This window comes from Acinetobacter sp. YWS30-1 (assembly GCF_033558715.1).
Taxonomy (GTDB): Bacteria; Pseudomonadota; Gammaproteobacteria; order Pseudomonadales; family Moraxellaceae; genus Acinetobacter.
Map to the genome: position 1 here is coordinate 2,760,321 of NZ_CP114606.1, position 26,155 is coordinate 2,786,475.

General features: G+C 44.9%; 23 protein-coding genes and 5 tRNA genes. 12 read left to right on the forward strand and 16 right to left on the reverse strand.

Translation table 11 applies throughout. The features are described from left to right. Window positions 1-22: 22 nt before the first annotated feature. From O4M77_RS13120 to O4M77_RS13150, 7 genes are all read left to right on the forward strand, one after another. On the forward strand, window positions 23-1,417 hold the full coding sequence (locus O4M77_RS13120) for an AAA family ATPase (protein WP_180033715.1): 1,395 nt from the start codon (window positions 23-25) through the stop codon (window positions 1,415-1,417). A gap of 437 nt (window positions 1,418-1,854) precedes the next feature. Then, window positions 1,855-4,692 carry a monovalent cation/H+ antiporter subunit A gene (locus tag O4M77_RS13125; RefSeq protein WP_323713549.1) on the forward strand — a complete coding sequence of 946 codons (2,838 nt, stop codon included), beginning with the start codon at window positions 1,855-1,857 and terminating at the stop codon, window positions 4,690-4,692. 4 nt (window positions 4,693-4,696) lie between these two features. Next, window positions 4,697-5,062, forward strand: coding sequence for a Na+/H+ antiporter subunit C (locus tag O4M77_RS13130; RefSeq protein WP_004787185.1), 366 nt, complete (start codon window positions 4,697-4,699; stop codon window positions 5,060-5,062). Then, window positions 5,062-6,870, forward strand: coding sequence for a monovalent cation/H+ antiporter subunit D (locus O4M77_RS13135; RefSeq protein WP_323713550.1), 1,809 nt, complete (start codon window positions 5,062-5,064; stop codon window positions 6,868-6,870). The genes O4M77_RS13130 and O4M77_RS13135 overlap by 1 nt, the downstream gene beginning before the upstream one ends. Continuing rightward, a complete protein-coding gene (locus tag O4M77_RS13140; RefSeq protein WP_180031280.1) occupies window positions 6,870-7,388 on the forward strand; it encodes a Na+/H+ antiporter subunit E in 519 nt (172 codons plus the stop codon). Before O4M77_RS13135 ends, O4M77_RS13140 begins: the two co-directional genes overlap by 1 nt. Further along, window positions 7,385-7,660, forward strand: coding sequence for a monovalent cation/H+ antiporter subunit F (locus O4M77_RS13145; RefSeq protein ID WP_004787192.1), 276 nt, complete (start codon window positions 7,385-7,387; stop codon window positions 7,658-7,660). Before O4M77_RS13140 ends, O4M77_RS13145 begins: the two co-directional genes overlap by 4 nt. Before the next feature lie 10 nt (window positions 7,661-7,670). After that, the gene (locus O4M77_RS13150; RefSeq protein WP_005233541.1) at window positions 7,671-8,069 is read left to right on the forward strand and encodes a Na+/H+ antiporter subunit G; all 399 of its coding nucleotides are present in this window, start codon (window positions 7,671-7,673) and stop codon (window positions 8,067-8,069) included. Window positions 8,070-8,148: 79 nt separating this feature from the next. Here the strand turns inward: O4M77_RS13150 and O4M77_RS13155 are convergent, their stop codons facing one another. The 11 genes from O4M77_RS13155 to tpiA form a co-directional block, all read right to left on the reverse strand. Further along, window positions 8,149-8,553, reverse strand: a complete 405-nt coding sequence (locus O4M77_RS13155; protein ID WP_054580942.1) for a ribosome-binding factor A — start codon at window positions 8,551-8,553, stop codon at window positions 8,149-8,151. Then, on the reverse strand, window positions 8,553-11,264 hold the full coding sequence (gene infB / locus O4M77_RS13160) for a translation initiation factor IF-2 (protein WP_180011351.1): 2,712 nt from the start codon (window positions 11,262-11,264) through the stop codon (window positions 8,553-8,555). The genes O4M77_RS13155 and infB overlap by 1 nt, the downstream gene beginning before the upstream one ends. Window positions 11,265-11,274: 10 nt before the next feature. Then, entirely contained in the window at window positions 11,275-12,759 is a 1,485-nt protein-coding gene (nusA, locus tag O4M77_RS13165) for a transcription termination factor NusA (protein WP_004787201.1), read from the reverse strand. Between the two features lie 35 nt (window positions 12,760-12,794). After that, window positions 12,795-13,319 (reverse strand): ribosome maturation factor RimP, encoded by a 525-nt coding sequence (gene rimP, locus O4M77_RS13170; RefSeq protein ID WP_179992192.1) that lies wholly within the window; start codon window positions 13,317-13,319, stop codon window positions 12,795-12,797. Between the two features lie 224 nt (window positions 13,320-13,543). Beyond that, window positions 13,544-13,620: transfer RNA gene (locus tag O4M77_RS13175), tRNA-Met, on the reverse strand. Window positions 13,621-13,708: 88 nt separating this feature from the next. Beyond that, window positions 13,709-13,785: transfer RNA gene (locus O4M77_RS13180), tRNA-Met, on the reverse strand. Between the two features lie 71 nt (window positions 13,786-13,856). Beyond that, window positions 13,857-13,933, reverse strand: a tRNA-Met gene (locus tag O4M77_RS13185). 81 nt (window positions 13,934-14,014) lie between these two features. After that, window positions 14,015-14,091 (reverse strand) — tRNA-Met (locus tag O4M77_RS13190). 53 nt (window positions 14,092-14,144) lie between these two features. Next, window positions 14,145-14,229 (reverse strand) — tRNA-Leu (locus O4M77_RS13195). A 53-nt stretch (window positions 14,230-14,282) separates the two neighbouring features. Further along, the gene (gene secG, locus O4M77_RS13200) at window positions 14,283-14,612 is read right to left on the reverse strand and encodes a preprotein translocase subunit SecG (RefSeq protein ID WP_323713551.1); all 330 of its coding nucleotides are present in this window, start codon (window positions 14,610-14,612) and stop codon (window positions 14,283-14,285) included. Window positions 14,613-14,625: 13 nt separating this feature from the next. Beyond that, window positions 14,626-15,417 (reverse strand): triose-phosphate isomerase, encoded by a 792-nt coding sequence (tpiA, locus tag O4M77_RS13205; protein WP_159122713.1) that lies wholly within the window; start codon window positions 15,415-15,417, stop codon window positions 14,626-14,628. 278 nt (window positions 15,418-15,695) lie between these two features. On the opposite strand from tpiA, the gene pilB reads away from it, so the two are divergent. Genes pilB through coaE form a run of 4 tightly spaced genes read left to right on the forward strand, consistent with a single transcriptional unit; the run spans window position 15,696 to window position 20,132 of the window. Next, entirely contained in the window at window positions 15,696-17,405 is a 1,710-nt protein-coding gene (gene pilB / locus O4M77_RS13210; protein WP_159122714.1) for a type IV-A pilus assembly ATPase PilB, read from the forward strand. A gap of 30 nt (window positions 17,406-17,435) precedes the next feature. Then, a complete protein-coding gene (locus O4M77_RS13215) occupies window positions 17,436-18,665 on the forward strand; it encodes a type II secretion system F family protein (protein WP_323713552.1) in 1,230 nt (409 codons plus the stop codon). Further along, a complete protein-coding gene (locus tag O4M77_RS13220) occupies window positions 18,665-19,525 on the forward strand; it encodes a prepilin peptidase (RefSeq protein ID WP_180002777.1) in 861 nt (286 codons plus the stop codon). Before O4M77_RS13215 ends, O4M77_RS13220 begins: the two co-directional genes overlap by 1 nt. Before the next feature lies 1 nt (window position 19,526). Then, a complete protein-coding gene (gene coaE, locus O4M77_RS13225) occupies window positions 19,527-20,132 on the forward strand; it encodes a dephospho-CoA kinase (protein WP_159122717.1) in 606 nt (201 codons plus the stop codon). Between the two features lie 38 nt (window positions 20,133-20,170). On the opposite strand, the gene O4M77_RS13230 is transcribed toward coaE, so the two are convergent. From O4M77_RS13230 to O4M77_RS13240, 3 genes are all read right to left on the reverse strand, one after another. Continuing rightward, the gene (locus tag O4M77_RS13230) at window positions 20,171-21,088 is read right to left on the reverse strand and encodes a DMT family transporter (RefSeq protein WP_323713553.1); all 918 of its coding nucleotides are present in this window, start codon (window positions 21,086-21,088) and stop codon (window positions 20,171-20,173) included. Window positions 21,089-21,131: 43 nt separating this feature from the next. After that, window positions 21,132-21,881 (reverse strand): 23S rRNA (guanosine(2251)-2'-O)-methyltransferase RlmB, encoded by a 750-nt coding sequence (gene rlmB / locus O4M77_RS13235; protein WP_005233526.1) that lies wholly within the window; start codon window positions 21,879-21,881, stop codon window positions 21,132-21,134. A 142-nt stretch (window positions 21,882-22,023) separates the two neighbouring features. Continuing rightward, window positions 22,024-22,347, reverse strand: coding sequence for a pyrimidine/purine nucleoside phosphorylase (locus O4M77_RS13240; protein ID WP_004787221.1), 324 nt, complete (start codon window positions 22,345-22,347; stop codon window positions 22,024-22,026). A 437-nt stretch (window positions 22,348-22,784) separates the two neighbouring features. Between O4M77_RS13240 and recN the strand changes: the two genes are divergently transcribed. Then, on the forward strand, window positions 22,785-24,446 hold the full coding sequence (gene recN / locus O4M77_RS13245) for a DNA repair protein RecN (protein WP_323713554.1): 1,662 nt from the start codon (window positions 22,785-22,787) through the stop codon (window positions 24,444-24,446). A 72-nt stretch (window positions 24,447-24,518) separates the two neighbouring features. On the opposite strand, the gene O4M77_RS13250 is transcribed toward recN, so the two are convergent. Beyond that, complete coding sequence (locus tag O4M77_RS13250; protein WP_323713555.1) at window positions 24,519-25,499, reverse strand: CsgG/HfaB family protein; 981 nt, start codon at window positions 25,497-25,499, stop codon at window positions 24,519-24,521. A 51-nt stretch (window positions 25,500-25,550) separates the two neighbouring features. Beyond that, window positions 25,551-26,150 carry a penicillin-binding protein activator LpoB gene (lpoB, locus tag O4M77_RS13255; RefSeq protein ID WP_180016615.1) on the reverse strand — a complete coding sequence of 200 codons (600 nt, stop codon included), beginning with the start codon at window positions 26,148-26,150 and terminating at the stop codon, window positions 25,551-25,553. Between the last annotated feature and the right edge of the window lie 5 nt (window positions 26,151-26,155).

The window sequence follows — 26,155 nt, forward strand, 5'->3', positions numbered from 1 at the left end:
AAAATCACGCTACAGGTGATCCATGCACATCGAAAAAATACAACTCAAACATGCTCTGCACTTTTCTAATATCCAGCTCGATTTTGATCTGCAAAAATCACCTGTGACTTTAATTCTGGGTGATCAGGGTTCGGGTAAAACCACCTTGCTGCGCTTAAGTTATCAGGCTTTGACCTGGTTTTCTGCACGTTTTCGTGACTTGCGTACCGCAGGTTTAAGCATGTTGGATCAGGATATCCTGCAAAACCGCCTGCAATCCAAAATTGATATTCAGGTGCGTTTTCCTGATGATTTGGGATCATTGCCTGAATCAGCACAGGGAGAAGCAGCCCCTGCCCAATCCTGTTCCTGGCAGTTATATAAAACCTTAAATAGTCAGGGCATTGGCTTTGCCAAAGCGGAAACCCAGCAACTCGATGCCATGGTGAATCTCTATCAAAAGGCAAGACAACATGACCCTTTGCTCGGTCTGCCTATGGTCGCCTATTATCCGGCTGAACGCTTCGTCAATGAAATCAATATACTCAGCAAAAATAATCAGGCCATTTTTCAGACTGCGCATGCCTATGAAATTACCGCCATTCCCTTTACGACTTTTGCACGTTTCTTTGAATGGTTTCGTGAAATCAGTGATATCGAAAATGCACAAAGTGCCAAGATCATTGACCAGATTCTAGATCAGGCGCTACAGCAATCGGATGATATACAAGCAGATCAGCTGGTCCAGCAAATTGAAAAAGCTAAAGCACATATGCATACACCGAGCCTGACTGCCTTGCGTGAAGCTTTATCCATTGTACTACCAGAACTTAGCCAGATTTATCTAGACTACCAGCCCAAGCTGCAATTGATGGTGCGTTATCAGGATCACACCTTTAGCTTTCAGCAGTTGTCGAGCAGTATCCGGAACTGGATTGCACTGGTGGGAGATGTTGTACGGCGCCTTTGTCTGCTTAATCCGCACAGCTTATTTCCCTGTCAGGAAGGTACTGGCATTTTACTGATTGATGAAATTGATCATCAACTGGATCAGGACATGGCCGCCGTCATTTTACCGCGTCTGCATCAGGCGTTTCCTAACTTGCAGATTATTGTGACTGGAAACCGGCCGGAATTGCTGGAGCAGGCTCAGGATTTTCAGTGTCTAAAACTGGAAAATAAACAGGTGCATCCCATCCATCTAAATCCAATGCAGGTTCAGTATGATCATTTTTATGCAGAGTTGCCGCTTGAGATGAGCCAAAATCATTCAGATATAGAAAAAGTTGAAGATGCACTTCAGGAACCAGAAATAGTCAACTTGACGGCTCAGTCTGTTTTGCAACTGATTCAGGAACAGCTAAGCACAGAACAGCAGCAAGAACTTTTACAACTGTTGAGTCAGGATAATTCACAAAGCCTGCCTCAATCTTCTTAACTAGTGCTGAAACGATAATGCAATTTAAAAATTAAAATCAGGATGCAAGAATAGGTTTTGATTTTCTGCATTCCTGATCAAGAAGTTATAAATTTTTATCAATAAATGCAGGGAGTTTGATCTTTATTTTCGGTCAAATTTGTACGAGATGTTCAAGCATGCACCCCATATCAAAACCAAGCTTACGTATAATCTACAAGTTCTACATAAAAACATTGATGTTGTGGTTATCCTGTAATATGATCGGTTTTACTTGCAATTTTCGTTGTAAAATCGGAATTTGCTATCGTTTATAAGTTGCGCAATACAACTGTTTTATTCTGTTTGAATATCATTCTGGCTTTCAAGATCGAGAAGTTTTGGGTCGCTCTTTGCGGTCCTGTAATCCTTGAAAGATAAAGATTCACCCTAGGTTGACCTTAACCTATATCACGACAATGGATACGAGTGTGCTGCCAATTATTATATTGTTACCGTTAGTATTAGGCACAACCCTTGTCTCGTGGCTGAAGCAATTTTCACGCGGGGTAACGGCTTTAGGAGCAATTGCCGTCAGCCTCAGCAGTTTCTTATTACTGTTGAGTCAGGCGCCTGCTGTATTTAATGGAACGGTAATTACCCAGACCTGGTCCTGGCTACCCCAGCTTGGAATCGACTTCAGTTTCCGGCTGGATGCTTTGGGCATGCTGTTTGCTCTGCTGATTAGTGGAATTGGTACCCTGATTTATATCTATGCCTATTACTATCTCAGTCCTAAAAACTCCCTGAGTAAACTCTATTTCCTGCTGATGCTGTTTATGGCAGCGATGCTCGGTATTTCATTGTCTAATAATCTTCTGATTCTCCTGATTTTCTGGGAACTCACCAGTATTTCTTCCTTCCTGCTAGTTGGTTACTGGAGCAATTACGAAGCGGCCCAACGCGGCTCACGCATGGCTCTAACCATTACCGGCATGGGCGGCTTATCTATGCTGGGTGGTTTTATTCTGCTCGGACAGATGACGGGTACCTATCAGATTGACCAGATCCTGATGATGGGCGAACAGATTCAGGCACATGCCCTATTTGTACCGACATTATTATTAATTTTACTCGGTGCTTTTACCAAAAGTGCGCAGTTCCCGTTTCACTTCTGGTTACCAAATGCCATGGCAGCACCGACGCCGGTGTCTGCCTATCTGCACTCTGCCACCATGGTCAAAGCGGGCCTGTTTTTAGTCGCACGTTTATTGCCGATTTTTGCAGGCGCGGCACTGTTCCATAATATTGTTACTTTTATCGGGTTATTTACCCTGTGTGTGGCAGCGTTCTTTGCCATCTTTAAAGAAGATCTGAAAGGTCTGTTGGCCTATTCAACTATTAGCCACTTGGGCCTGATCATGTGTTTGCTGGGTATTGGCTCACCACTGGCCGTGGCAGCAGCAATTTTCCATATCATTAACCATGCAACCTTTAAAGCTGCCCTATTCATGATTGCCGGGATCATTGACCATGAATCCGGTACTCGTGATCTGCGAAAATTGTCTGGTCTTTGGCAAATGCTGCCTTTTACCGCAACACTGACCATGATCACCGCCGCCTCCATGGCTGGTATTCCATTAACCAATGGTTTCTTGTCCAAGGAAATGTTCTTTACCGAACTGGTCGCAAACTTAAGTGGCCCAGTCATGGTCGGTGCTGCTATTGCAGGAACACTGGCCGGGATTTTCGCTGTCGCCTATTCGATTCGCCTGGTACATGGCGTGTTTTTTGATGGTCCATTAGGCCAGCAAGTCCCAAATAAAGCTGCGCATGAGCCGCCATTTGGTATGCGTGCACCGGCTATCTTACTGGCTTTTCTGTGTATTGCAGTTGGTCTGCTACCAGGATTACTGGTCGAAAAGATTGTAAATAGCACCACACAAGCGTCAACCCAGAATTTCGCCTTTGAAGGAACTCACCTCGCCCTCTGGCACGGTATTAATCTGCCTTTGGTGATGAGTATCATCGCGATATTCGGCGGTGCAATTTTCTATTTTGCACTGGCCAAAGGCGGTGCGATCCGGGAAATTGATCTGGATCCAAAACTGGGCAAACTGCAAGGCCGTGTACTGTTTGATCTGTTCCTGAAAAATCTGTTACTGAATTCAAGACGTTTCCGCCGTGCGACTGAAAATGGCAAATTGCAAAGTTATATTTTGTGGACGGTGCTGTTTACCATTGGTCTGGTGGGCTATCCACTCGTCGTCAATGGGATCGACACCGGTAGCCGCGAACTGACCCATGCACCAGTTCTGGCCATCGTTCTATGGTTACTGCTGTTCTCAGCCTGCTGGATGATGCTGTGGTTCCATCATGAACGGATTAAAGCCATCCTGATCAGCGGTGCGGTCGGTCTGGTCGTCACCATGGTTTTCATTGGTTTCTCGGCACCCGATCTGGCTTTGACCCAGATTACAGTCGATGTAGTAACAACTGTTCTGCTACTGATGAGCCTGTCACTCCTGCCACAATTAACGCCTTATGAATCCAGCCCGACCCGACGCTGGCGAGATGCAGTGATTGCGGTCTGCGGGGGTCTAGGAATTGCAACGGTTGCTTGGCTAGTTATGACACGTGACCATAATTCAATTTCCTGGTTCTTCATCCAACAATCGATTCCGCTTGGTGGCGGTACAAACGTCGTCAACGTAATTCTGGTCGATTTCCGTGGTTTCGATACCTTCGGCGAGATTACCGTACTTGGGATTGCTGCCATTGGGGTACTGAGTCTAATGGACGGTATGCGTGCTCATGGCACCACTATTACCCAAGGCCTGACTTACCGTTTTAACCCCTCCCCTTTGATGCTACGAATTACTGCATCATGGATTTTACCGGTAGCACTGGTGGTGAGTCTGTATATCTTTATGCGCGGCCATAATCTTCCGGGTGGCGGTTTTATTGCCGGTCTGGTCACCTCATTGGCCTTGATCATTCAATACGTTGCCATTGGTCAGGATCATGCAGAAAAAATGCTGGGAGCTAAATCTGGACGTCTCTATGAAATCTGGATTGGTATCGGTCTGACTATTGCAGGCCTAACCGGTATCGCAGCCTGGTTCTGGTCACGTCCATTCCTGACCAGTGCCCATATTCATGTCCATCCGCCATTACTTGGCGATATGCATCTGGCTTCTGCCGCGCTATTTGATGTCGGTGTCTATGTCACCGTAGTCGGGGCGACCATGTTGATGATTTCCGTTCTGGGTGACTCCCGTCACTCAAGTATGACTGGCCCAGTACCAAGAGGATAATAGAATGATTAGTTTAGAACTTTTATTAGCCTCAGCAATTGGCCTACTCACTGCCACCGGGATCTATCTGATTCTGCGAGCACGTACCTTTCCGGTCGTCCTTGGGCTGGCCATGATTGGTTATGCAGTGAACCTGTTTTTATTTGCCATGGGCCGTATTCAGATGAATTCGCCTGCAGTGCTCACCGAAGCCACGCAGGTCACCGATCCTTTACCTCAGGCGCTAGTGCTGACCGCCATTGTAATCGGTTTTGCTACCACCGCCTTTATTGTACAGCTGGCCTTACGTAGCCGTTATGAATCAGGAACAGACCACGTTGATTCCAAAGAAGAGATACCGCAACATGACCCACGTGAGGATGAGCCGTAATGACTGATCTTCTCAACTTCTTGAATCAACACACCCCTATTTTCAGTATTCTTTTACCGGCTTTTACCGCCTTTATTTTAGTACTGTTAGGTAACCCAGGTTCTGGTTCTCTGATTACCGACTGGCGTCAGCCGTGGCGTCGTGGCGTGAGTCATATTTCGACCCTACTGGGTTTGATTATGGCGATTGGCTACCTGATCAATAGCAGCCAAGGGCAAATTAATGTCTACACTTTAAGTGAATGGGCTGCCCCTTTTGGTATTGTGCTGGTCCTGGACCAGCTCTCTGCCTTGATGCTGGTACTGACCTATACACTCGCTTTGCCAATCGTTTGGTATGCCAGCAAAGAATGGGATATTCGCGGGCGTTATTTCCACGCCATGGTTCATTTTCTATTAATGGGGCTTAGTGGTGCCTTCCTGACCGGTGACTTGTTTAACCTGTTCGTATTCTTCGAGATCCTGTTAATGGCCTCCTATGTCCTACTTTTGCATGGGCAAGGCAAGGCACGCTTCCAGCTCGGTGTGCATTATGTGGCTATTAACCTGCTCGCTTCTGCCATGTTCCTGATCGGGCTCGGCATGATTTATGGCAGTGTCGGCAGCCTAAATATGGCTGATGTCGCTAGACTGATGCCAACTTTGGCAGGCGATGAACATAAGCTGGCCGTTGCGGGCGGACTGATGCTATTTGTGGTGTTCGGGATCAAGGCAGCCATGTTACCGGTAGGCCTGTGGCTTCCTAAAACGTATGCTGTGGCAACTACTCCGGTGGCTGCCCTGTTTACCATCATGACCAAAGTCGGGATCTACGCGATTATCCGGGTCAATGGTACTGTATTTGATGATGAATACAGTCATCAGATCCTGATGAACTGTCTGCTGGTCATTGGGGTGATTACCTCACTGTATGGCGCATTTGGTGCCATTGGGACTGAACGTCTACGCCGTTTTGTCGGCTTTATGATCCTGTCTTCAGTCGGCACCATTCTGATTGCGATTGCCATGAACAGTACTCAAGCCTGGGCAGGTGCCTTGTATTATATGGTGCACAGTACCCTGATTGGCGCAGCGTTTTATATCCTGTGTGGCTGGATTACTTCACAACGCGGTGAATTTAAAGATCACTTTAAAATTGCCCCACAGATGAAACAGAATAAGCTGGTTTCTATTGTGTATTTCATCATTGCCTTGATGATGGCCGGCTTGCCACCTTTCAGTGGCTTCTTCGGTAAAGTGTTTATCCTGCAAGCTTCAGGACAGTCTGAACATCAAATGCTGATTATCTTTACGGTTCTACTGGTCAGCTTACTAAGTATTCTGGCTTTTACCCGGGTCGGTTTTATTCTGTTCTGGCGTTCAAGCCGACCAGAACAGGATGAAAATTCTGAAGAATTCAGCAAATATGAATCCTTGCCCAGCAAGGCACCAGCACGAAATGACCGGGTCATTTATCTATTATTGCTCAGTCTGACAGCCTACGTTGTTTTTGCTGCACCGATTTATCAATATAATTATCAGACCGCAGCACAGATTAAGACCAATCCGATTTATGAAGCAGCACTGTTAAAACGTGATGCTGAAGGCAAGTTCATCAGTGTTCAGCCATTTGATCCGGGTTATTTACCAGAAACCCAATACGGTGGTGAAACGCCTGATCCAAATGCGCACCTGATTCCTTATGTCATTTCAGAAAATACCTTAAATGGCGATCATATTTCTGAATTTAAACAGCGTCAGATTGATAAACAGTATATTGAACAGAGCAAATACGACGACAATCAACTTAAACCGGCGGAGGGACTTTAATGGCTGAATCATTACTTCAACGCTGGTTCCCTCATCCTTTCGTGTCAGTAATTGTGGCGATGAGCTGGGTCATGCTGGCCCATAATATGGAAGCCGGCACACTCCTTATGGCAATATTTCTGGCCATCTTGATTCCGCGAATGGTCGCCCCTTTCATTGATTACACGCCGAATATCCGGTGGATCCCGGCGATGCGCCTGTTTTGGATCGTTGTTTGGGACATCATTGTCGCAAACATTAAGGTAGCGATTCTGGTGCTGGGACCGACCAAAAATCTGCATCCCAAATGGTTTCGGGTACCGCTGGATACCGAACATGAAGAAGTGAATACGTTGCTGGCAATGATTATTACCACGACACCAGGTACAGTCTCTGCGGGGATTGATCAGGACCGTGGCGATATTCTGGTGCATGCCTTAAGCACGGATGATGAAGAGGCTGAAATTGAAACCATCAAACAGCGCTATGAACAACCTTTGATTAAAATTTTTAGCGCACAATCAGGAGCTGAAGCATGACCATTCTGCCATATGCATTGCTGATTTGTCTGGGTGCTGTCACGATCTCCATGTTGTTGTGTCTGATCCGGCTGGTTATGGGCCCATCAATCGTCGACCGTTTGCTGGCACTGGACACCCTATTTTTAAATGCAACCTGTCTGGTGGTGATTCTGGGAATCTACTGGAGCAGCACTTTCATGTTTGAAGGTGCCCTACTGGTGGCCATGCTGGGCTTTGTTTCTACCGCTGCCCTTGCCCGCTATTTCACCACTGGACATGTCATCGACTAGGAGTTTTTAAATGCCTTTGATTTTAGAAATACTAGTTTCGATTTTTTTATTGATTGGCGCTTTCTTTATGCTGGTGGGCGGCATTGGGATGATACGTCTACCCGACCTTTTTATGCGTCTGCATGCACCGACCAAATCCAGTACCTTAGGTCTAGGAAGCTTTCTGATCGCTTCTATTATTTTTTCGGCTATCTATGGTCGTTTAGGTTTTGCTGAAGTACTGATTACCCTGTTTGCCTTCATTACTGCACCGGTATCTGCCAACCTGATGGCGCAAGCGGCCTTGCATTTACGTTTGCGCTCGATGAGTGGTGAAGTGCCAGAAACACTAGAACGTCCATTGCCTTGGCAGAAAACCCGCCGTCGTGCATTTTATGAAAAGAAAATGAATGACCAGGATTCAAAGTAATAGTTAGCCAGTTCTACTTAAAAGTTCAACAATAAAAAAGCCACCCTAAGGTGGCTTTTTTATTGCGCTTTATAAAAGCTTATTCTTCATCTTTCTTGTCTTCAGCAGGAGGTAAATCCTTCACTGCTTCAGCAATCAGACCAAACATATAGTTACCATATGCATTGGTTTTGTCATAATGGAAACGTAGACGAGGCGTAATACGTGTCTTGATCCGACGGCCCAGTTCATGGCGCAGGAACCCGGATGCCTTATTCAGGACATCGAGTGTTTCTTTATTTGCCGCTTCACTTTGCTCATCACCAAGTTCACGACCCATTACTGTGACATAAACTTCTGCATATCCTAAGTCTGGGCTTACCTTCACGGCTGAGATGGTCACCAGACCACCCAGACGTGGATCTTTCAGCTCCTGACGGATCAGTTCAGACAACTCGCGTTGTACCGTATCCGCCATACGCTTCAGACGTTGACTACCCGCCATTAAAGACTCCGTTTAATCAATTGCACATCATACACTTCGATTTTATCGAGAGGTTTGATGTCTTTATAGCCTTTCACCGCAAGACCACATTCCATACCGGCACGAACTTCTTCCACCACTTCTTTATAGCGACGAAGAGATTCTAGCTCGCCTTGGAAGATCACCACGTCATCACGTAATACGCGAATCGGTTTGTTACGGTGTAATACGCCTTCAAGCACCATACAGCCTGCTGCAGCACCGAATTTGCTTGAGTGGAACACTTCACGCACTTGAGCAACACCCAAGATGGTTTCACGGTGTTCAGGAGCAAGCTTACCGCTCATCGCTGCTTTCACGTCATCAATCAATTGATAGATCACTGAGTAGTAACGAATGTCGATACTGTCTGCATCTGCTTTTTGACGTGCAGTATTGTCGGCACGTACGTTAAAGCCAAGAAGAACCGCTTCTGAAGATTCAGCAAGTGTGACGTCAGATTCAGTAATCGCACCAACACCAGAACCGATGATACGTACTTTTACTTCATCCGTTGAAAGCTCAGCCAATGCAACATGCAGCGCTTCCAATGTACCGCGTACATCAGTTTTTAATACCACATTGACGATCGGCACATCTTTTTTGCCCATAGACGCCATGATGTTTTCAAGACGCATTGCAGATTGACGTTCAAGACGTTTTTGACGTTCACGATCCATACGCGCATCGGCAACTTCACGTGCTTTCTTCTCGTCATTCACAACAAGAACTTCGTCACCTGCCATCGGCGCTTCTGGAAGACCCAGAATTTCAACTGGAATCGAAGGACCTGCAGACTTGATACGTTTACCGTTTTCATCGGTCATGGCACGAACGCGGCCATAAGATGAACCAGCAAGTACCAGGTCACCCACTTTCAGCGTACCGTTTTGAACCAGAATAGAAGTCACTGCACCGCGGCCTTTATCAACACGCGCTTCAATCACAACACCTTGTGCCGCACCTTCTTCAGACGCCTTCAATTCAAGCAATTCAGACTGAATTAAAATCAGGTCAAGAAGTTCATCAATACCGGCACCAGTATGTGCAGATACTTTCGCTACAGGAACGTCACCGCCCCATTCTTCAGGTACGATTTCTTTGGTGGTCAATTCGTTCAATACACGATCTGGATCAGCTGAGTCTTTATCCATCTTGTTGATTGCAACAATGATCGGTGTACCCGCTGCACGTGCGTGATCGATTGCTTCTGCAGTTTGTGGCATCACGCCATCATCTGCTGCAACAACCAGAACTACGATATCAGTCGCTTTGGCACCACGTGAACGCATTGCAGTAAACGCTGCGTGTCCCGGAGTATCAAGGAATGTGATAATACCTTTATCCGTGGTTACATGATAAGCACCGATATGCTGGGTAATACCCCCTGCTTCGCCTTGCGCCACTTTGGCACGACGAATACGGTCTAGAAGCGATGTTTTACCATGGTCAACGTGACCCATGATCGTAACAACTGGCGCACGAGTGGTTTGCGCACCACGAGCTTCTTCAGCCTGTTCAAGCAGGTTATCTTCAACTGCAGTTTCAGAAACCAGTACTGGGTTATGGCCCATTTCTTCAACCACAAGAGCCGCGATTTCCTGATCGATCGCCTGGTTTTGAGTAACCAGTTCACCCATTTTCATCAGTGACTTGATCACTTCACGAACCTTAACTGCCATTTTCGCAGCCAGGTCAGCAACGACAATCGTTTCACCGATTTCAACGTCATAAACCTGTTTTTTCACTGGTTTTTCAAAACCATGCTTGTTCGCTTGGCTAGATTTCAAACCGCGTTTGTGTGAGTTATCACGGAAAGACTGCTCTTCACCACGACGACCACCTTTCTTCGGTGAACGTGTATTTGAAGTGTTAGTACCACGTTTAATTTCGCGGTCTTCTTTCGCAAATGAGTCTTCATATGCCTGGCCAACTAGACCAGCAGCAAGTGGAGAATCATCAATCACACGAATGGTTGCAGTGGTATCTTCAGAAGAATACTTAGATGCCATCTTGCGCATTTGCTCAAGGGTACGTTGTTGTGCTTCTTCAGCTGCCTTACGACGTGCTGCTTCTTCAGCTGCTTTTAATTGAGCGGCTTGAGCTTCACGCGCTTTTTTCTGTTCTGCTGTTTCAACTTGTTTAACCGCTGCTTTCACAATCGGTTTATTAGTTGATTTGCGTTTTACCACAACAGCTGCTTTAGGTGTTTCCTGTTTCTCAGTTTCTTGTTTCTGAGCTGCACGCATTGCTTCTAGCGCTTTGCTTGCATTGTTTGTACCTGATTTAGGTGCATCAGCAGGTTTTTTAGCTGGTGCTGACTTCTGTTCAGCTTCTGCTTTCGCTTGCTGTTCAGCTTGAGCCTTCGCTAAAGCTTCTGCTTTAATTTGTTCCGGGTCTGGCTTGACGAATGTATGTTTCTTGCGAACTTCTACATTAATCGTTTTCGCCTTACCTGAAGTACTTGCCACTTTAGCAGTACTGGTCGTTTTACGTTTCAACGTGATTTGTCCTGCATGGCCATCTGAACCTTGTGTCTTTTTCACATGATTCATTAAGCGATCTTGTTGTTCGGTGGTAATAATATCGTCAGCTTTACGCTGTGGTAAACCTGCCTCACGAACCTGCTCTAGGAGCTTATCAACATGGCGACCCACGCTGAGTGCTAACTCTTTAATCGACTTGTCCGTCATATACTACCTCCTAGTTAAACCATGATTCGCGCGCTTTCATAATAAGTTGACCGGCCTTCTCAGCACCGAGACCTTCGATATCTTCGATATCATCAGTCGCTTGGTCAGCTAAGTCATCTACGGTTACCACACCACGAGCTGCGAGAGCTTGCGCGATCTCTGCTGTCATGCCTTCCATTGCAACAAGTTCTTCACTTGGCGCTTGTACGTTTTCTTGCTGTTGTAATGCATCAGCAAGTGCAATTTCTTTCGCACGGCTTTGCAGTAGTTCAACCAGTTCCGCATCCAGTTCGATTTCATCAAACGTTTCTGGCGGTACGTAAGCAATTTCTTCAAGCGAGGTGAAGCCCATTTCTACTAACGCCATCGCCAAATCTTCAGCAATATCCAGACGTGTAACAAACATATCCAGGTATTTTTGTGCTTCGCTTTGCTGACGTGCGTAGTACTCTTCTTCCAGCATCATGTCCAGCTTATAGCCAGTCAGTTCAGATGCCAGACGAACGTTTTGACCTTGTGAACCAATTGCGCGAGCTAGCTGATCACTAGTCGCGAAAATGATGTCTGCAGTACGTGCATCTTCATCGATGACAATACTAGATACATCTGCTGGTTCTAATGCACTTGCGATATATTGCGCAGGATCATCCGACCAAACCACCACATCAATACGCTCGCCATTGAGCTCTTGCTGTACAGCCTGGATACGGGTACCACGCATACCAATACAAGCACCCACCGGGTCAATACGGTGGTCATTGGTTTTCACTGCAATTTTAGCACGAACACCCGGTTGACGAGCTGCGGCCTTAATTTCAATGATTTCTTCAGAAATTTCAGGAATTTCTTTTTTCATCAATGCAATCAGCATTTCCGGTTTAGCACGTGACAACAATAACTGTGCACCACGGCCTTCACGGTTAACGCTATATAGAATCGCATTTACGCGTTGTTTCGGACGAAGGATTTCCTTCGGAATCATCTCTTCACGTGCCAGATACGCTTCTGCGTTGTCACCCAAGTCAATGATAAAGCCATCTTTGGTTTGTTTTTTCACTTCACCATAGATCAGCTCACCGACTTTAGATTCATAAGCATCAGCAACCAGTGCACGTTCTGCTTCACGGATCTTCTGTACAATCACCTGTTTCGCGATCTGGGCAGCAATACGACCGAAATCGATTGATTCTACTTCCAGTTCACGGATATCGCCAATCGACCATTGTGCCGGATCCACATCAGAGATCGCATCCTGACAGGCAGGCATTTCATGATCTTCATCAGCCACCACTTCCCATTGACGGAAAGTACGATAATCACCAGTTTTACGGTCAATTTCTACACGAAGACGAGCTTCTTCCGAGTGAGTCCCCTCGTAGAATTTCTTCTTAGTCGCTGCAACCAAAGCTTGTTCTAGCGCTTCAAAAATTGCTTCACGACTTACACCTTTTTCGTTACTAACCGTTTCAACGACGGTAAGAATTTCACGTGCCATAAGTCACCTATTCGTTCAGATTCTTATTAATTGAATTAATCTTGATAGACCAAGTTTGCTTTATCGATATTGTGACTGTCGATATCCAAAATCTGTTGCTTTTCTACTTCAACTTGAATCATTTCATTTTCAAGGTCGACTGCAACCAGTTTTGCCTGAAATTTACGACGGTTATCGACGGCACTGATCAAACGCAGCGCAACCGTTTGTCCGATATAATGAGCCATCTGCTCCAGCTGGAAGAATGGACGATCCCAACCTGGTGAAGACACTTCAAGCGAATATTCACCTGAGATTGGATCATGTACATCCAGGATCGCGCCGACTTGCTGTGTGACACGTACACAGTCCTGAACCCCAATACCACGACCCTGCTCTTCTTCGCCATCTTCATTGACAACAGGTGCTGCATTTTCATCGACCGGTTTGTCGATATAGATCCGTAATAATGAACGTTTGCCTTGTGGCAGGAATTCAATCCCCCACAGATTTACATCACAGGCTTCAACTGCTGGTGCAATCAAGTCCTGAAGTGCTTGAGTTTTATTTGATAGCTTCATTTACTCTCGTCATCTGGTGCGATTTTATGATCTATTTGACCACTACAAACCAATACAAACTATAGTAGTAGTGAAACATGGAGATTTGACCAAATATTGTCGACACTACACGATAGCCAATAAAAAAGGGCGTAAATCGCCCCAATTAATGCACAATTTGAACTTTTTTCAAATCCCACTGTGCAAAAAGGCCCACCATAGTTGTGAGCCTCTTTTAAGAAACTTGGTAGCGGGAGCTGGATTTGAACCAACGACCTTCGGGTTATGAGCCCGACGAGCTACCAGACTGCTCCATCCCGCATCAACGTGCAAAAATTATATACAAAAGATGCGAACTTTTCAATCACAACCACATCATTCTGCATATTTGTTATCTGTTACTGAAAAATTGGTAGCGGGAGCTGGATTTGAACCAACGACCTTCGGGTTATGAGCCCGACGAGCTACCAGACTGCTCCATCCCGCATCAGCATACAAATAATATTCAGCTTAATATTTTACACTAAACTGCCTTTAAAGTTTGCAGCTTTAAAGGATTGGTAGCGGGGGCTGGATTTGAACCAACGACCTTCGGGTTATGAGCCCGACGAGCTACCAGACTGCTCCACCCCGCAACAACATGCAAATAATTCTTCTCAACTTAAATCAGATTTAAGCTGCCTTTTAAAAGTTTGCGTCTTTAAAAAAGGATTGATTGGTAGCGGGAGCTGGATTTGAACCAACGACCTTCGGGTTATGAGCCCGACGAGCTACCAGACTGCTCCATCCCGCATCAACAGAAGTTTTTTTAGCTGCATACACCAACTTATATTCTGGATTATAAGTTGGTGCGGAAGGGGGGACTTGAACCCCCACGCCCGAAAGCACTACCACCTCAAGGTAGCGTGTCTACCAATTCCACCACCACCGCAGCTGTGACGCATTCTAGTCGCATCACTGAAAAAAAGAAAGGTTTAATTAAAATTATTCGGTCGTTTGTGGTGCAGTTGGTGAAGTTTCAACCGGTTGCGCAGGCGCAGTTGGTGCTGATTGAATTGACGATAAACTGTACGCATTCGTGGTTTGTTTCTTGGCAAGAATCGCCAAAGTAATACTGGTCACAAAGAACAATGCGGTAAAAACTGCCGTCAAACAGGTCATGAAATTACCCGAACCTGAGGCACCAAAGATCGTTGCCGCACCGCCGCCGCCAAATGATGCACCTGCATCCGCACCTTTACCATGCTGAACTAAAATCAAGACAATCATCAAAATCGCTAAGATAATATGTACTACCAGCACAAAAGTTTGCATGCTGAACTCCTAATTATTGTGTATTTGCAAATGCTTGAGCAATTTGATGGAACGACTCAGCATTGAGTGATGCACCACCCACCAATGCCCCGTTAATGTCAGGGCAGGCTGCTAACTCTACTGCATTTTCCGGTTTTACACTACCACCATATAAGATTGCCATAGTCGCAGCATAACCTGTAATCTGGCTCAAACCCTGACGGATCTGGGCATGCATGGCCTGCGCATCTTCTGGAGAAGCTGTTTTACCGGTACCAATGGCCCAGATTGGCTCATAAGCAATCACAATATTTTTCCACTGTTCATCTTCTACCACAGTCGCGATATCGCAAATCTGTTGGAGAACCACCGCTTCTGCCTGCCCTGCTTCACGCTGTTCCAGACTTTCGCCCACACAGTAAATTACGGTTAAACCGGCATTTAAGGCATTCTTGATTTTAGTATTTAAAATCTGTGAACTTTCAGCAAAAATTTCACGACGTTCAGAGTGCCCAATCAATACATAGTGAATCTGGCTATCAGCCAATAATTCAGCACTCACTTCCCCAGTATAAGCGCCTGTCCCTGCAATACGTGATACATCTTGTGCTACGGTATATACAGGGCGATTAGCAGAAGCAAATGCAGTTTGAATTTGAGTTAAGGCAAGGGTTGTCGGCGCCACACCCAAATGACATTTCTCTGTTGAAACTGGTGCAGACTCAAGCAAGTCTTTTAAATTCTGAACCAAAGCTTGGGCATCTGCCTGCATTGGATTCATTTTCCAGTTGCCCACCACCCAAGGGGTAATCGTCGAAACCGACATAAATAACCTATTTCACTGACATATCTTGAATTGGGCACATTCTACACGGAATTGTAAAATTTAAAGAATAGTTTTATTCATCCTATTTCTCAGTTTAGACTATTCAAAATGGTTATTTTTTGTTATCACTGAAAAAAATGCCCGGTTCTTCCGACCAGTTCAAGCTTTTACTGAATATCACGAAGATTGCAGCATTCTCAGCTATGGTATTTTTGTATAACAAACGTATAATTTTAGAATAGCAAATTAAAAAAATTGAATTGATAGGCATTTGAAGCATGACAGCATTGCAGGGGTCACCAAGATTTACGGGGTTTATTCGTCGCCTGGTCGATGAAGGGGTATTATCAGCTGAAGATATGCGGACTGCTTTAGCCAATGCCAAACAGGAAAAAACAGATATCGTGGCCTATTTGGTCAGTCATCATAATCTTTCCCCTACTACCATTGCTGAAACGATCTCAGTAGAATTTGGTGAGCCTCTATTTGATATTGGTGCTTATGATCCGGGACAAATCCTGCGTGAAGATATTGATGAAAAGCTGATTACCAAGCATCGTATTCTGCCAATTTATAAAAACGCCAATATTCTTTATGTCGCCACGAGCAATCCGACCAATATCGAAGCAACGGATGCCATCCGCTTTGCAACCAAACTGAATATTGAAACTGTTATTGTTGAACACAATAAACTCGAAAAACTGATTGAGCAAAACTTTACTGAAGAAAGTACTTTTGATTTTGATGATGATTTCGATCTGGATGTAAATGTCGATACAGCCGATCCGACTCAAGAAGAAGACGAAAAAGACAAGGGTGAAGAAGCCCCTATTGTTAAATATATTAATAAGTTACTGATTGATGCTATTCGTATGGGGGCATCAGATTTACATTTTGAACCTTATGAAAAAATGTATCGGGTGCGCTATCGTGTCGATGGGGTTTTACGTCAGATTGCAACACCGCCGCTACAACTGGCAAACCGTTTGGCGTCGCGTTTGAAAGTCATGTCGCAGATGGACATTTCTGAGAAACGCGTGCCTCAAGACGGCCGTATTAAATTAAAGCTCTCAAAAAACAAAGCCATCGACTTCCGTGTTAACTCGCTCCCTACCCTGTTTGGCGAAAAACTGGTTCTACGTATTTTAGATCCGTCTAGTGCCATGCTGGGAATTGATGCTTTAGGTTATGAACCTGAGCAGAAAGAATTATTTATGGAAGCCTTAGATAAACCGCAAGGGATGTTACTGATTACCGGTCCTACTGGTTCCGGTAAAACAGTATCCCTTTATACGGGCTTAAACATCTTAAATCGTGAAGATACCAATATTTCTACTGCGGAAGACCCAGTCGAGATTAACCTGCAAGGGATTAATCAGGTGAACGTCAATAATAAAGTTGGCCTGACGTTTGCAGCTGCTTTAAAATCCTTTCTGCGTCAGGATCCTGATATTGTCATGGTCGGTGAGATCCGTGATCTGGAAACAGCTGAAATTGCAATCAAAGCAGCGCAAACAGGTCATATGGTGATGTCAACTCTGCACACCAACAGTGCTCCGGAAACTTTGACCCGTTTACGTAATATGGGCGTACCTTCTTTCAATATCGCGACTTCAGTCAATCTGGTGATTGCGCAGCGTCTGGCCCGTCGCTTGTGTTCACAATGTAAAAAACCGGCTGACATTCCAAAGCAAAGCTTACTGGAGATGGGCTTTACCGAAGCAGATTTACAAAGCCCTGAATTTCAGATTTATGAGCCAGTCGGCTGTAATGAATGTCGTGAAGGTTATAAGGGCCGGGTCGGTATTTATGAAGTTATGAAGGTAACACCTGAGATTTCAAGAATTATTATGGAAGATGGCAATGCCATTGAAATTGCTGAAGCTTCCGCACGTGCAGGATTTAACAATTTACGCCGATCAGGGTTAGTGAAGGTTATGCAGGGGGTGACTTCTTTACAGGAAGTCAATCGTGTAACCAGCGAATGATCGTGCTGAATATAAAATAAGGATAAAGCTATGGCAGCAGTAAAAAAAGGCCAAATGACACCGATCTTCAGTTATGAAGGGGTTGATCGCAAAGGCGCCAAGATCAAGGGGGAATTGCCGGCACGAAATATGGCCTTGGCAAAAGTGAACTTGCGCAAACAAGGCATCACGATCAAAACTATTCGAGAAAAGAAAAAAAATATTCTCGAAGGTTTGATGAAGAAAAAAGTTTCCACGCTGGATATCACCATCTTCACCCGTCAGTTAGCGACCATGATGAAAGCCGGGGTACCTTTAGTACAAGGCTTTGAAATTGTCGCAGAAGGTTTGGAAAATCTATCTATGCGCGAGGTTGTGCTTGGAATTAAAGGCGAAGTTGAAGGGGGGAATACTTTTGCCGGAGCATTACGAAAATACCCACAATATTTTGACAACCTATTCTGTTCTTTAGTTGAGTCTGGCGAACAATCTGGTGCTCTGGAAACCATGCTGGATCGTGTCGCGATTTATAAAGAAAAAAGTGAGCTGTTAAAGCAAAAAATTAAAAAAGCCATGAAATACCCAGCTACAGTAATTGTAGTAGCTGTGATCGTCACAATTATCCTGATGGTGAAAGTAGTTCCTGTATTCCAGGACTTATTCTCTTCATTCGGTGCAGACTTACCTGCATTTACTAAAATGGTAGTCAATATGTCCGAATGGATGCAAAAATATTGGTTCCTTTTGATTATTGGAATTGGCGTAGTGATTACTGCTTTCCTTGAAGCGAAAAAGCGTAGCAAAAAATTCCGTGATTTACTGGATAAGGCCGCGCTCAAAGCACCCATCTTTGGTGATCTGGTCTATAAAGCGATCATTGCCCGTTATAGCCGCACTCTCGCCACCACTTTTGCTGCCGGTGTGCCATTAATTGATGCGCTTGAATCGACTGCTGGTGCAACCAATAACGTGGTCTATGAGGAGGCGGTATTAAAAATCAAGGAAGATGTTGCGACAGGTCAACAGCTTCAATTTGCCATGCGTGTCACCGATAAATTCCCCTCTATGGCCGTACAAATGGTTGCAATTGGTGAAGAATCAGGTGCATTGGATGCCATGCTGGATAAAGTCGCAACCCATTATGAAAATGAAGTCGACAATGCGGTTGATGGTTTAACTTCCATGATGGAGCCCTTGATTATGGCAATTCTTGGTGTCCTTGTTGGTGGCCTTGTTATCGCAATGTACCTTCCAATTTTCCAAATGGGTTCCGTGGTTTAATGCAAGATTTTATTTTATATTTCAGTCAAAACCCAACTGCGCTTTATCTCGCAGTTGGGCTTTTTAGTCTCTGTATTGGTAGCTTTTTAAACGTTGTCATTTACCGTACCCCTAAAATGATGGAACAGGAATGGCGTACAGATTGCCAGCTGTTCTTGCATCCAGATCAGCCCATTATTGATGAAAGCAAAATTACTTTAAGCAAACCAGCTTCAACCTGCCCGAAATGTCAGACTCCTATTCGCTGGTATCAGAATATTCCGGTGATTAGCTGGATCTTATTACGTGGTAAATGTGGTAACTGTCAAAATCCTATCAGTATCCGCTATCCATTTATTGAGCTTTTGACAGCTGCTTGTGCACTGATAGTGGTGGCAGTATTTGGGCCTACCATACAGATGCTGTTTGGTCTGGTTTTTACCTATGTCCTGATTGCCCTCACCTTTATTGATTTCGATACCCAGTTATTACCCGATCGCTATACCCTGCCGCTGGCTGCACTCGGCCTGGGCATTAATAGTTATGCGATTTATACTACCCCTGATTCTGCCATCTGGGGCTATATCATTGGCTTCTTATGCTTGTGGGTGGTGTACTATCTGTTTAAGCTGGTGACCGGCAAGGAAGGTATGGGCTATGGAGATTTCAAATTACTAGCTGCCTTAGGTGCCTGGATGGGGCCTATGCTCCTACCACTCATTGTATTATTGTCATCATTGGTGGGCGCGATTATTGGGATTATCCTGCTTAAAGTCCGTAAAGAAAATCAGCCCTTTGCCTTTGGCCCTTATATTGCCATTGCCGGCTGGATTGCCTTTTTATGGGGTGAGCAGATCATGAAAATCTATTTAGGTCAGTAAAGTGAAATTTGTACTCGGTTTAACTGGTGGAATTGGTAGTGGCAAGTCTGCTGCCAGCCAATGGTTTGAAGCTCAAGGGATTGCTGTCGTAGATGCGGATATTGTCGCCCGTGAAGTCGTTGATATCGGTCAACCAGCCCTACAGCAAATTCGGGAAGCTTTCGGCGATTGGGTTTTACTCAAGGATGGTTCATTGAATCGCCGTGTTTTGCGCGAACATATTTTCCAGTCTCCAGAAGCACGAAAAATGCTGGAAAATATCACCCACCCTGCTATTCGCAATTCAATTATTCAACAGTTACATGCAGCACAAAGTCCTTATGCGATTTTAGTTTCTCCTTTATTGTTTGAAACAAATCAGCATGAACTAACACAACATACGTTATTAATTGATGCTGCTATTGAACTGCAAATTCAACGGGCTTCACAGCGCGATGGACAAAATGTAGAGCAAATTCAGAAGATCATTGCCGCACAAATGCCGCGTGAACAAAAGTGTGCCATGGCTGATGATATTGTACTGAATGATGGTGAGCTAGAACATCTCTATGCTCATCTCACACCATTACATGAAAAGTATCTTCAGATGGCTGCTCAAAATCATTAACCCGAACTCAGTTAGAGTTCAAATAAAAAGCAGTCCTTTTAGGACTGCTTTTTTTGTTGTTCCAGTTTCTGACTCAGGCTATCTTGATGCATCAGCCAGCGCCAAGGTTGTATGGCACCAATTGCCATACCTACCAAACCAGAAACAATCGCGAGACTTAGAGGTTCATTTAATAACGGTACAGCCAGTATGGCAGCAATGAATGGTGCGAGGGTCACGATACTGCCCGCTTTAAATGCACCTAAACGCTTAATCGCTTCCACATAAGTTAGTGTCGCTACAATCACCACAAAAACACCGTGAAAGAGTACCTGGGAAGCCATTTGCCAAGGTTCAGCAGCATCCAGATGTTTGGGGAAGAATAGCAGATAAATTGGCACATAAATGATGGCTGACCAGATCGCTACACTGGCCATAGAATGCCAGGCAGATAGCTTCCATTGACGTAGCAGTACAGTGAATACACCCCACCACATTGCACTGATGAAAAATAGCAGATCGCCTAATCCCAAGGCCACACCGGACTCTCGGAACATCAGCCAACTCATACTGCCAATCGCAAGCAGCATAATCGCCATACTGATCCAAGTATGTCGGTCAAATCCCTGTTTAAATAACACAAAAGCAGCCACTGCGGTACAAAGTGGAATACAGCCATTTAGAAATACGGCAGCATGAGCTGCAGGTGCATAATGGAAAGCAGTATAGGCGGTCAGGCAATACCCTACCCCGCCAATCATGGCTAAGAGAAAGGATTCCTTACTCCACAAAAAGGCTGTGTCCTTTTTATAAATCAGGACTGGCATCAGAATCAGAAAAGCCAATAGAAAACGTAATCCCACCAGATCCCAGGCACTAATCCCCCACTGGGCACTTAAGCGCGTGCTTAAGGTAAAACCTCCCCAAATACACATGGTAATTAAGACAAAGGCATAACCTTGCGTTCGGGGAGACATAGACTTCTTCTTTAACAGTATTTAGGTAAATAATAAAAAGGACTTAAGCTTGACGCTGACGACAGGCTTCATAAAGAGCCATCCCTGTTGCCACGCTCACATTCAGACTTTGCAGATTTCCTGCCATCGGAATATAAACCGTCTGATCACATTGGCTTTGGGTAATTGGACGCAAACCGGTATCTTCCGCACCCATCACCACGCATACACCTGTACCAGTAAAATCAAATTTCTGGATAGGTAAAGCTTTTTCATCCAGCATCGTACCAACCACACGTACATTAAATTCATCTTTGATTTGACCCAAAGTACGCGCCAGATTGGTCACCTGAATAAACTTCACTTTTTCTGCACCACCTGCTGCCACTTTACGTGCAGTCGGCGTCAGGCTTGCTGAACGGTCACGCGGTACAATCACAGCCGCTACACCCATCGCTGCGGCAGTACGAATACAAGCACCCAGGTTATGTGGATCCGTTACCTGATCGAGTGCTAATAGAAGTACTTGAGAATCTTGTTTCAATAGATCTTCCAGATCCTTTTCATTTAAGGTTGGATGCGGGCGAACTGCCGCTACAACGCCTTGGTGAAAAGGCAAACCAGCCAGTTTTTCCAGCTTGTCACGACTAGCCTGCTGAACACTAATGCCAAAAGGCTCAGCCAATTCCAGCACACGTTTCAGGCGCTGATCATCACGGCCTTTCAGGGTAAAAAGAGTCAAGACACGTTCAGGCTCAAGCTCCAGCAGTGATTCTACTGAATGGACGCCATAATAATACTCAGGTTTAGCCATGAACGACCTCGAAAATAAATTGGGAAATAGGCAGCAAAAGAAAAATCCTGCAAAGCCAACTTCACAGGATTCTGTATTAAGCTTAGTTTAACCGATTCAGAACAAAATTTCTTGATCGGTTACAGCTCATCTGTAGGTCTGTTTAGCCTTCAAAATGGCAAACATAGTCCAGCACATCATCAGTTTCAATTTTGAAACGGCTATTGCCTGGCACATAGAAAGACTGACCAGCACGGAACAGTTCTTTTTCTTCGCTATCAGCGATTTGCACACGGCATTCACCTGAGATGATTTCCATACGCTCAGGCACATGTGTTTCAAAAGTTAATGCATTTTCTGAAGGTAAAATTACCCCTAAGGTTTTTTTAGTGCCATCTTCAAATTGCACCACATGGCTAATGCACAACCCGCCAAAATACACATTCGATTTTTTAAGTACTGATACATGATCAAACTGAGCTGACATGCCATTTCTCCAGATAAAGCATTTTGTAATATTTTGATTGCTGTAGTTTAAATGTGCACCCGCAACTAATCAATCGAAGTTTATCGGACTTGAATGAAATTATTGGTGCCCCCTGCTTGCCTTGATTCCAGCCTGTTTGAATGATTTCGGCAGATCCTGGAAAATGCCGTGATTTTTCCCGCCATTTATAAGCAAAATATATTCCGACCTGATTTAATTTAACTTTCAAGCATGTCAGAAAAATGAAAATATCTTTTGTAACTTCAGTGGCCTGATCTTGGTTCCTGTGACACAACATTCAAATAAGCGTGTATTAATCCCTGAAATTTAAGATAGAATGAAATCGATTTATCCTGATTTATAATAACAGCCGCGTTGCTAGACTGAAGCAACTGACATGCTATTTCATTCAAACTTTTCGCAGCCCGGATGCGTTTATGCTGACACATTTAACTCTGATCAATTTTGCTTTGGCCGAGCATCTTGCTATTGATATTGATAAAGGTTTTAACGTTCTTACTGGTGAAACCGGTGCAGGTAAATCCCTGTTACTGGATGCTCTGTCTGCCTGTCTGGGGGAGCGAACCGATACCAATTATGTGCGTTATGGCACCGAAAAAGCGGATGTAACAGCAACCTTTAGTTATCAGGAAGACAGCCCTGAAGCGAGCTGGTTAAAAGAGCATGAACTGGATGATGAGTCGGGAGAGATTCATTTACGCCGGGTGATCTTTGCCACTGGCCGCAGTAAGGCCTGGATCAATGGTCGTCCCAGTAGTCTGTCTGAACTGAAAGAAATTGGCCGACTACTGGTTCAGCTTTATAGCCAGCATAGTCAGCAGCAACTTCTAGAACCACCTTATCCCAAACACTGGCTGGATCGCTATAGCAATTTTTATGCACCAGCTCAGGAAGTACGTGACGCTTATAGCACCTGGCATAAAAATATTCGCCAGCATCAGGCCGCGCTGGATGCACAAGCAACCCGTAAGCAACGTATGGAAACTCTGGAGCTGCAACTTGAAGAACTGGAAGAAGTCGTCCAGACGGATTATCAGGAAATTGAGCAGGAATTTGACCGCCTTTCACATCATGAAGCCATCATGCAGGATTGTATCTATAGCCTGAATGGCCTGGATGAAGGTGAACAGAATATTTCGCAGGAACTGGCTTCAATTTTACGCCGTATGGAATCGCATGCCGGTCGTAGCGAGCAGCTTTCCCAGATTTATACCTCTTTACTGAATGCCCAAAGCGAACTCGAAGATGCGACGGCGACCTTACGCCAGTTTATGGATCGGCAAAGCTTTGATCCGGAACGTATGGAAGAACTGAATTCCAAACTGGAAGTGTTTCACCGTTTAGCACGCAAATACCGCACCCAGCCAGAATTGCTGAAAGAAGAATATGAGGCCTGGCAGACTGAACTTGAACAATTGCATCAGCTAGAAGACCCAGAAACTCTGGCTGAACAGGTCGAGGTCTCTTATCAGGAGTTTCTAAGCAAAGCTCAACATCTGGACCAGATTCGCCGTGATGCAGCCGAACCGCTGGCGAAAAAACTGACCGAACAGGTGAAACAGCTTGCCCTACCTGAAGCGCATTTTGAATTTAAATTTGAGCCTTTGGAACATCCATCAAGTGAAGGTTTGAGTTTTATTCAGCTTCTGTTTACTGCCAACAAGGGCATACCAGCACAACCTCTGGCACGCGTGGCTTCAGGCGGTGAATTATCCCGTATCGCCTTGGTGATGCAGGTGATGAATGCAGAAAAAACCGAAGCTGAAGTATTGGTCTTTGATGAAATCGACGTCGGGATCAGTGGCGGAACTGCGGAAATCGTGGGTCGCTTATTGGCTGATCTGGCACAGCATGTACAAATTCTTTGTATTACCCATCAGGCGCAGGTGGCTGCACAGTCCGACCAGCATTTATTAGTGAAAAAACGCCAGACTGATCCGGCCAGCAGTACCATTATTAATTTGGAAGAAAGTGAAATTGTACAGGAACTTGCACGTATGACGGGTGGCGTGGAAATTAATGAAACCACCTTGCAGCATGCACGTCAGTTAAGACAGTTAAAGTTTCAGCAAGCATAAATCATGCTTAATAAAAAATCCCTAACTAGTGCAGGGATTTTTTTATGAACAGCTTTTAGTTAAAGCCAAAAATTACCATTTGACTGGTTGATCACTAGAACCTGGTGTCATTCCATAACCGGGTGACTGGTCATAAGCTTGACGAGTTTGTACAGGCTGCAATTTCAAACCTTGTAAAATCTCTGGATTAAGACCTTGAGCAATTTTGTCTGCAGTACTGTCATTTAAATCGTTCGTCAAAATATTCTGCGTCATTAAATTAGACAAGGTACGGTTAAAGATTCCGGCTGCAACAACTTTACTGGTCGCTGCTTCAATCACCCGCCAGCTTAGACTCACCTGAGCCGCGCCAGCATTCAGACCATACATCTGCTGCTCACTGGCACTAGATAAATCTTTAATCTGACCAACCAGCAAATAATCTGCGCCAACTTTCTGACCAATGCGTGCCAGTTCCTGTGGTGCGCCATCCCAATACAGGAAATCAGTTTCAGACTGCATTTCCTCAATATAGTGACGATCAACCACACTTAACTGTCCGCTTTGGGTCAGATAAGTGCCCAGTGTATCGGATAATTCCTGACTAAATTCACGGGCAGATCCCCCACCAGCCAGTCGATTATTTTTTTCTGCCATCTGGAATGGTAAAACAGCGATCCGGTGTAAATGCTGATCCTGCACAGCAGATTCAAATTTAACTACATGAGCACGAACTTTGGCCCGATAATTATTCTTCGCTCCAGAAACACTGAGCACCTGGAATTTAGTAACTGAACCCGAGCCCTGATTGGCTACACTAAAGACCGGGGATACCTTGCCGGTATAGGTCCAGCCTTGATGATTCACTGATAAAGAAACGGTTTCTTCATAATCCATCTGTGAAGAAACCGAAGCACCATTTACTGATTGAACCGCTACCAATAACGCTTCAGAAATGGCCTGATGCTGTGTAGAACCACTGCCGCTGGCTTCTTTGATCACTTCCTTAATTGCTGCAAAAGCAGGTGAACTGAGCAATCCGGACAATAAGCCTGCAAGTAATATTTTTTTCATAATGAATTCTTCTGCGGTCACTGTGCCAAAGCACAGCAACCTTAATTTAAATTACAGGCCGAAAGTCGAACGCTTGCCTGCTTTACGGATTTCTTTCTCGCCAGTCCACTCGACAATTCCAGTCTGCAGGTTTTGCAATTTAAAGGTGAACTTGTAATACACATCGCTCTTGCTGCCCGCATTTTTTACAATGCTCGACAAGTTGCCATTTAGCATATATTCAGCACCGATATGACCACCGCTCCGTACAGCGGTTGCCTGATTCACCATGCCGCTCTGTTTTTGATAGGCCAGTTGTTGCGCCATCGCATTCACAGACTTCATATCCACAAACCGGAATTTTCCAGAGTTGATCAGCTTGTTCTGAATGCTGTCAGTAATGGATTCAGTATCAATATGTTCCTGAGTTTTATTGTGAATACGATCTACTACAATCACCGGGCGACGGTTTTGTGTCATCTGTACGATCGGCGGGAACATCAGCATGTCATCCACCATTTTCGCTGCGATCATTTGCAGATCAGTCGAACCGAAGTCAGTCGTCAAAGTTTCAACTGCTTGCGCATCGCCATAACTCACTGCACCAGTAGACGCACAGCCACTAACCAGAGTCGTTGCTGCCAATACAGCGAAAATCAATTTTGCATTCATGTTTA